The 8,047-nt window shown below is 62.0% G+C and carries 7 protein-coding genes; 6 read left to right on the top strand and 1 reads right to left on the bottom strand.

The window, feature by feature from the left end; genetic code table 11:
- Window positions 1-987 (top strand): RHS repeat-associated core domain-containing protein (locus QZ266_RS12835; protein WP_295695779.1); only part of this gene is annotated, 987 nt, incomplete at its 5' end.
- Window positions 988-1,003: 16 nt separating this feature from the next.
- Window positions 1,004-1,342, top strand: a complete 339-nt coding sequence (locus QZ266_RS12830; RefSeq protein ID WP_295695777.1) for a hypothetical protein — start codon at window positions 1,004-1,006, stop codon at window positions 1,340-1,342.
- 587 nt (window positions 1,343-1,929) lie between these two features.
- On the opposite strand, the gene QZ266_RS12825 is transcribed toward QZ266_RS12830, so the two are convergent.
- Window positions 1,930-2,268, bottom strand: a complete 339-nt coding sequence (locus QZ266_RS12825) for a helix-turn-helix domain-containing protein (protein ID WP_367178242.1) — start codon at window positions 2,266-2,268, stop codon at window positions 1,930-1,932.
- A 156-nt stretch (window positions 2,269-2,424) separates the two neighbouring features.
- Between QZ266_RS12825 and QZ266_RS12820 the strand changes: the two genes are divergently transcribed.
- From QZ266_RS12820 to QZ266_RS12805, 4 genes are all read left to right on the top strand, one after another.
- Complete coding sequence (locus QZ266_RS12820; RefSeq protein WP_295695773.1) at window positions 2,425-5,664, top strand: CHC2 zinc finger domain-containing protein; 3,240 nt, start codon at window positions 2,425-2,427, stop codon at window positions 5,662-5,664.
- Complete coding sequence (xerC, locus tag QZ266_RS12815; RefSeq protein WP_295695771.1) at window positions 5,664-6,647, top strand: site-specific tyrosine recombinase XerC; 984 nt, start codon at window positions 5,664-5,666, stop codon at window positions 6,645-6,647. Before QZ266_RS12820 ends, xerC begins: the two co-directional genes overlap by 1 nt.
- An 86-nt stretch (window positions 6,648-6,733) precedes the next feature.
- Window positions 6,734-7,105 (top strand): type II toxin-antitoxin system RelE/ParE family toxin, encoded by a 372-nt coding sequence (locus QZ266_RS12810; RefSeq protein ID WP_295695769.1) that lies wholly within the window; start codon window positions 6,734-6,736, stop codon window positions 7,103-7,105.
- Window positions 7,105-7,401 carry a hypothetical protein gene (locus QZ266_RS12805; protein ID WP_295695767.1) on the top strand — a complete coding sequence of 99 codons (297 nt, stop codon included), beginning with the start codon at window positions 7,105-7,107 and terminating at the stop codon, window positions 7,399-7,401. Before QZ266_RS12810 ends, QZ266_RS12805 begins: the two co-directional genes overlap by 1 nt.
- The last annotated feature ends 646 nt before the right edge of the window (window positions 7,402-8,047 follow it).

Below are 8,047 nucleotides of genomic sequence, written 5' to 3'. Positions count from 1 at the left end.
ACATATTATGTCCATGCCGGCGGCATGGAGATCGGCGAGCTCAATAATGCCGGTCAATACACCCAGCGCTACATCCCCGGTCCGGGCGTTGACCAGCGCGAGGCGATGATCACGGTCAATCCGTCGACCGGGGCCGCCACGGCGCGGCACTACTACCACGCCAACCGGCTCGGCTCGGTCATCGCCCAGGCCGATCAGGCCGGCGTGCGCCAGGATCGCTATGTCTACACGCCCTATGGCGTCGAGACCGATGGCGATGAGACCGGCAACCCCTTCCGCTATACCGGCCGCCGCTACGATCCGGAGAGCGAGCTCTACTACTACCGCGCCCGCTATTACTGGCCGGAGATCGGGCGGTTCCTGCAGACCGACCCGATTGGTTATGCGGACCAGATGAACCTGTATGCGTATGTCGGGAACAACCCGCTGAACATGGTGGACCCCACCGGTGAAGATGGTGAGCGAGCAGCTGCATTTGCTCGTCAGCAAGTAGGCTCGGATTCGTACGAGGCGATTGATACTCATCCGATGGTCCTGGGGCGTCGAGGCTCGCTTCTTGGTGGTAGGCTTGCACCGAAATGCAATGTGTTCGTCGGCGATGTGCTGGATTTGGGCGGAGACCCCGTCCAGTCTGTAAACGGGGAGAACCGTTACCCAGTCGCGTCGGAATGGGGAGACCCGTCTTCAGCTATCGAAGGCTATCGGCCAGTCGAGGCTTATGAAACGCCTATGGCGGGAGACATTGTGTCCGACGGAAATCACGTCGGGATCTACGTTCCTCTTGAAGATGGTAGTGATGGGACTGTTTCGGCAGCGATCTATGGCGCTCCGTTCGGTACTACTCAGAGCGACCGAGTCGTGCACAACGATTGGGGTTTCCGTGACGGCCAGGAAGTGACGATTTGGCGCCACGAGAGCGATCCGATGACGCCGAGGAATGTTCCTGGTCCGGAGACCGACCCCGACCACCAGCGATCTGGGAACTAGGGAGAAGGAGGTCGTTATGGGGCTGCGGAAGATAGCCATTTCAGTGCTCGCTCATGCTGGGGTGTTGGCATGCTCGATGTTTGTCAGCCTCATTCTGAGCGCTTTGATATTCGCGCTAATCCGCCCTGGAATTTATTCCGGTCTTTCCTTCTCTGAAATGATGCAATGGGAGCGCTTCCAAATGCATTCGGAAGGCGTGCGAAATACAGCGCTCATGGCGGTTCTGTTTTTCCTGCCGGTGCATGTTGCGTACACCTTCTTCAGGAAGGCCTTCAAACCGGTCGAAGTGGTTGCGTTCACGGCAGTGCTCTGGGGCGTTCTGTCGGTCGCGTTCATTGCGCTGCTGTACGGGTAAGGCTTCCGTACGGGTTCTTGGGGACTTGTTCGGCCAGTCCCGTTCTCCATTGGGCCCAACCCGTAATCGCGGGGTTGCTCTCGGGCTCCTAAAATCACCGTCTGCGGGACCCTGCGCATAAGCGGTTCTCTGTCACACAGGATGCACAACGTGCCATCGCCCTTCGGTTGATGGGGATGTCATTGATATAAATGCATTATTCTGGTCGCGCATGGCGTTGTGGCGCGATTTTGGGCCGGTACACTCTGTACCGGCGGGTGGTACACCCTGTACCGGCGCTGAGAATGGCGCAGCCATATCAATGGGTTGTTTGGGTGGTACACCCTGTGCCGCAAACAAGCGCTCCCGGTACAAGCTGTACCGGCGGCGGTACAAACTGTACCGGGCGTGTTTTGCGCATTGCTGCCACAGTGTGGCGTAAATGCCGATCTGGTGGTGTCTGGGCGCGCTGATCGAGCCGGGTTCCTGATATGAAAACCGCCCCAGATCTGATCTTCAAATAGAGCTGCAAAACGGCTCCGCCAACACGCTGACGGTGACGCCAGCGCGGCGGATGGTGGGATGAGCCGCTGAAGGAAAAAGCGGCGTTATGAGGCCCGTGAGAAGCGCGAACTGTCGTGCTTGAGAATGAGGCTCTCGATGACAGCCTTGGCGACCATCTTCTCTTCCGGGGTGAACTGCGTGACGGCTTCGAACTGAAGGCGCAGATCCTCATCGGGTCCGCGCTCATCCTTGTCGAACACCAGGAGGTCGGCCGAGCAGTGCAGGCCCAGGGCGAGCTTGCGCAACGCCTCCAGGGTCGGCTGCGTCTCGCCGCTCTCATAGCGTTGAACCTGGGTTGTGTGCATGCCGCACGCTTCGGCGAGGGCCTTCTGGGTGAGGCCACGCTTCTTGCGCAAGGCAACGAGCCGTTCGTTAAACGTCATCGAACACCACGAGTGAGCTGAGATCGATCCGTTCATCTAATGGCCTCCTGCAAACTGGGTTGTTGCCATAACACATATAAGAAGTTATCAAAACGCCCAAATCACGGTCTTGACAGATTCTAGGCCAAACCCGCTTCCAGCCTTGGAGAGCCGCTTATGCCCCGAATATCCGAATCGGAGATCGCGCGTCTGAAGGATGAGGTGAGCCTGATCCGGCTCGTCGAGGCGGCGGGTGTGAAGCTGGAAACGCGGGGCAAGGACCGGGTGGGATGCTGCCCCTTCCACGATGACAAAACCCCGTCCTTCGTGGTCAGCCCGGAGAAGAATCTGTGGAACTGCCTGGGCGCGTGCGGTGAAGGCGGCGATGTGATCGGCTTCGTCCAGAAACTCGAAGGCGTGTCCTTCCGTCATGCCGTCGAGCTGCTGCGCCAGGACCATGCCCCCTCGGCGGACACCGCGCCGGTCAAGCGCGCCACCACCCAGAAACTGGAGCCCTTCGCGGCCGACGCCGACGACACCGCCATGCTCGCCCGCGTCACGGCCTTCTATCACGCCACGCTGAAAAAGAGACCGGAGGCGCTGGACTATCTGGCCTCGCGGGGGCTCAACCATCCCGATCTGATCGACACGTTCAGCCTGGGTTATGCCAATCGCTCGCTGGGCTATCGCCTGCCGATGAAAAACCGGCAGGCGGGGGCTGAGATCCGGGGTCAGTTGCAGAATCTCGGCGTGCTCAGGAAGAGCGGTCACGAACACCTGACGGGCTCGCTGGTTGTTCCCATCACCGACGAACACGGCACGGTCTGCCAGATGTATGGCCGGAAAATCCGGGACGATCTGCGCAAGGGCACGCCGACCCATCTCTATCTGCCCGGACCGCATCGGGCGGTGTGGAACCGGGCCGGTCTGATCAACACCGAGGAGGTGATCCTGTGCGAAAGCCTCATCGATGCGATGACCTTCTGGTGTGCCGGGTACCGTAATGTCACCACGTCATACGGTGTGAACGGCTTCACGGACGCGCACCGCGAGGCGTTCCAGCGTCATGATGTCCGCCGTGTTCTGATCGCTTATGACCGCGATGCGGCGGGCGATGCCGCCGCCGAAAACCACGCGAAGATGTTGATGGCGGACGGTGTGGAGTGCTTCCGCATCCTCTTCCCCAAGGGCATGGACGCGAATGCCTACGCGCTTCAGGTGACGCCCGCGCCGCAGAGTCTCGGGGCGTTGATCCGGTCGGCCGAGTGGATGGGATCTGGACAGCCGCCCGCCGGGCGTTCTCCTGTTCCGTGCGCATCTGGTCCCAAACCAGAGGGCCTGAAACCAGAGCGCTTAGCGGACAGGCGGGAGGTCGATCTGGAAGCGGCGGTGGAGGCGTCGCCGCCGCGCCGAGCGGCTAAGGACAAAACGCCGGACACACAGCCTTCTTCCTTAGCTGCCGAGCCTGAAACGGCGGCGGCAGGCGCGACCGTATCGGATGAGGCGTGCCCCGAGATCCCGGACGCGCCCGAAGCGCCATGCTCGCCGGTTCCGGCTGGTCCGGCCGAGATCGATGCGGAAATATCCGAGCACGAGGTGGCGTTCGCCTTCGGAGATCGGCGCTGGCGGGTGCGCGGGCTGGAGCGCAATACGTCCTACGAGACCTTGCGCATCAATCTCCTGGTCAGCCGAAATATCAACGGTGTGGCCTCCTTCCACGTCGACACGCTGGACCTCTATGCCGCCCGCCAACGCACCGCCTATGTGCGTGAGGCGGCGGCCGAGCTGGGCCTCTCCAAAGAGACCGTCAAAGCTGATATGGCCCGCGTGCTGTTGAAGCTGGAGGATCTCCAGGACGCGCAGATCAAGGACGCGCTGGCTCCGGCCGAGCCCGTCCACGAGATGACGGAATCCGAGCGTGCCGAGGCGCTGGCCTTCCTGAAGCGCTCGGATCTCCTGGACGGTATCGCACAGGACGCCGCGGCCTGCGGTGTTGTGGGCGAGCGTTCCAACCTGCTGGTGGCGTATCTGGCCGCCGTCAGCCGCAAGCTCGACAAGCCGCTGGCCGTCCTGGTCCAGTCCACCTCCGCCGCCGGAAAATCCGCGCTGATGGATGCGGTCCTGGCCTTCCTGCCGGAGGAAGATCAGGTCTCCTACGCGGCCATGACGGGCCAGGCGCTCTTCTATCTCGGCGAGACGGCGCTGAAACGCAAAGTGCTGGCGATCGCGGAGGAGGAAGGCGCGCGGGATGCGGCCTATGCGCTGAAGCTCCTTCAGTCCCAGGGCTCGCTGGCCATCGCCTCGACGGGAAAAGACCCGGTGACGGGCAAGCTGGTCACCCAGGACTACAGAATAGAAGGCCCGATGGCCTTGATGATGACCACCACCGCTATCGATCTCGATGAGGAGCTGAAAAACCGCTGCCTGGTCCTCACCGTCAACGAGACGCGGGACCAGACGGCGGCGATCCATGATCGTCAGCGCTTCGAGGAGACGCTGGATGGGCTGATGGCCAAGCGGACCAAGGATGCGATCCTGGCCCGGCACCAGAATGCCCAGCGGCTCTTAAAACCCCTCGCGGTGGTCAATCCCTTCGCCCAGCACCTGACCTTCCTGGCGGATAAGACCCGTACCCGGCGCGATCACGGCAAGTATCTGGCGCTGATCCGGGCCATTGCCGTCTTGCATCAGCATCAGCGCGAGATCCGCACGCTGACCAGTCCGGATGGAAACCCCGTGGCGTATATCGAAGCGACGCTGGATGATATCGCGGCGGCGAACGCCCTGGCGCATGAGGTGTTGGGCCGGACCTTGGACGAGCTGCCGCCGCAGACGCGGGCCCTGCTGGAGAGCATCCGGGCGATGGTCGAAACCCGTTGTGAGGGCGAGAAGATCTCACGTGGCGACTATCGCTTCACCCGGCGCGAGGTGCGGGCCTGGACAGGCTGGGGGCTGACCCAGCTGAAAATCCACCTCAAACGCCTGGAGGAATACGAATACCTCATCCCGCACATGGGCGGGCGCGGCCGGACTTACGTCTACGAGCTGGCCTATGGCGGTGAAGGCGATGACGAGAATCCCTTCGTCATGGGGCTCATCGATGTGGAGGGCCTTCGCCAGGATCGGCGGAACGCAGACGGAACCGATCCGATAGGCTGCGGCTACGACAAAAAGAAGTCGGGGGTAAATGGCGACTGGTCGGGCCTAAAAGCCGACTTAGCGGGGGTAAGTCGGGGCGAAGTCGGCCCCAAGTCGGCCCCTGGTCGGGCCGGAACATCTGGCGAAAACGCCAGCGCTGACAGGGCTTCCCAGCCCGCCGAGTCGGAAACGCCGCCGGAGACACGTCCGGGGGTATCAAAACCGCCATCGTCGTACCTCAATGGCGGTCGTAGTGTTGTGGATACCGGGCTTAACTGATGGTCCGCCCCAAACTGCCGGACCTTCCCAATCCCAATGATCCGGAGGGCTTCGCGGCGCATCTCAATCGGTTCCTCAATAACCTGGCGATGCGGGGCTACTCGCCGCACACGCTGCGCGACCGCACCCATGCCATCAAGCGCTTCGCGCTCTGGGCCATCGAACGCGGCATCGACAAACCCAAGGACATCACACGGCCGATCATCGAGCGCTATCAGCGCCATCTCTTCTACCATCGCAAAAAGGACGGCACGCCCTTGTCCTTCCGCACCCAGGGTGCGCGTCTGGTGCCGGTTCGGGCCTTCTTCAAATATCTCGCCCGTGAAAACTGGATCTTGTACAACCCGGCCGCCGAGATCGAGCTGCCGCGTCCGGAGCGGCGTCTGCCGAAAGCGGTGATGACGGCGGAGGAAGCTGAGGCGGTTCTGGCCCAGCCGGACATCGAGAGCGTGGTGGGTCTGCGGGATCGCGCCATCCTCGAGGTCCTCTATGCCACCGCTATCCGCCGCCTCGAGCTCGTCAATCTGAAGGTCTGGGATGTGGACCGGGCGAGGGGCGTTCTGTCCGTGCGTCAGGGCAAGGGGGCGAAGGATCGCATCGTGCCGATGGGCGAGCGGTCGATGGCGTGGCTGGACCAATATCACGATAAAGCGCGACCAGGGCTCGTGAGTGGCCAGGACGAGGGCTGGCTCTTCCTGACCCTTAAGGGCACCCAGATGGGCGCCAAGCGGCTCTCAGAGCGCGTACGCGGCCATATCGAACGCTCGGGCATCCCCAAGACCGGTTCGTGTCATCTCTTCCGGCACACGGCGGCCACGCAGATGCTGGAGAACGGGGCGGACATCCGCTTCATCCAGGCCTTGCTCGGCCATGAGAGCCTGGAGACCACCACCATCTACACCCAGGTCTCGATCTCCAAGCTGACCGAGATCCACGCGGCGACGCATCCCGGCGCGCGGCTCGGCAAGCGCAAGGGGGGATGATGTGTTGGACGATCAACCGGGCTTGGAAACCTCTTGATAGGATGTACCGTGTATCGTACATATCGCCGTGATGGAAAGGACAGCGCTTGAGCGCTTCGCAGAAGAAAACCCCGGCACCGAAGAAAATCCAGGCGGTGTTCTACCGGTCCAAGGCGGGTCATGAGCCGGTTCGTGACTGGCTGAAAGAAGATCTCAGTGCCGAAGACCGCAAGATCGTCGGCGTGGACATCGCCACGGTGGAATATGGCTGGCCGATCGGCATGCCGACCTGTCGGCCGCTTGGACATAACGGGTTGCGCGAGGTGCGTTCCTCGCTGCCCGGCAAGCGGATCGCACGGGTGATCTTCTGCATCGTCGATGACCGCATGGTGCTCTTGAGCGGGTTCATCAAGAAGACCCAGAAGACGCCGCAGAGCGAGATCGACAAGGCCGCAAAGCGAATGAAGGAGATCGTGTGATGGCAGACGAAAACAACGCAAAAGCTTCGATCGGATCGAGCTTCGACGACTTCCTGCGTGAAGAGGACATCTACGAGGACGTTCAGGCGGCCGCGATCAAGCGTGTCGTGGCCTGGCAGCTGGCCGAGGAGATGAAGCGCCAGCACATCACCAAGGTGGAGATGGCCAGACGCATGCATACGAGCCGCAGCCAGCTGGACCGGCTTCTGGATCCGGCCAATGACCGCGTCGAGCTGGCCACGCTGGGCCGTGCCGCTCGCGCCCTGGGCCGAGAGCTTCAGATCGGACTGACGTAACCGGCTCCTTCGGAAAGCTGAGCGCACCGGCCCGGCCGCGATCCAAGACCAGGCGCTTCGCGCTGCCGGCAGACCGGCAGGCCTTGACCCGCCTGAAGTCTCTTGGCGTCCCGCCGCGCTGTTGGCCTGGCATGGCCTCAAAGGACATCTGCGATCCTGGCGGGCCCGAGATCCCACGAAACCACCTTCTTCCTTAGCCGCTGAGCTGGGCCGTCGCGCCAGGCTCCGGCGTCGCCAGGTCGGCACCGGCCGGGCCGCGTCCGCGCCCGTGTGTGCAATCCTGCAAACCCGCATCGGGGCCATATCGGAGAAAATCTGCTGGCCTTCGTCTTCGCGAGGCGGCTAAGGTGCGGGAACGTAACAAGGAAATGCGAAGGAGATAGAAAACCGGCGTCAGGCGGACTTGTTGTGGCGAATAATCCGCTCAATGCGACGGATCCGAGTGGGGAGCGCGGCACGGGTGTTGGTAGACTCTGGATGGCGCGTGATGTTATCGAGAATGCTATGGAGATTGCTGAGAGTGTACCGGAAATTATTACTGATCGAGGAGTCGGCGTTTCTGGCGAGCTCGAATTTAATATCGGTATGGGAGATTATGGAGTTGCAGTGAAGCTCGTTGGGGCTCTGACTGTTCTTGGTGACAATG

The organism is uncultured Maricaulis sp., assembly GCF_905480005.1.
Classification (GTDB): Bacteria; Pseudomonadota; Alphaproteobacteria; order Caulobacterales; family Maricaulaceae; genus Maricaulis.
This window is presented reverse-complemented; position numbering and strand designations above follow the sequence as displayed.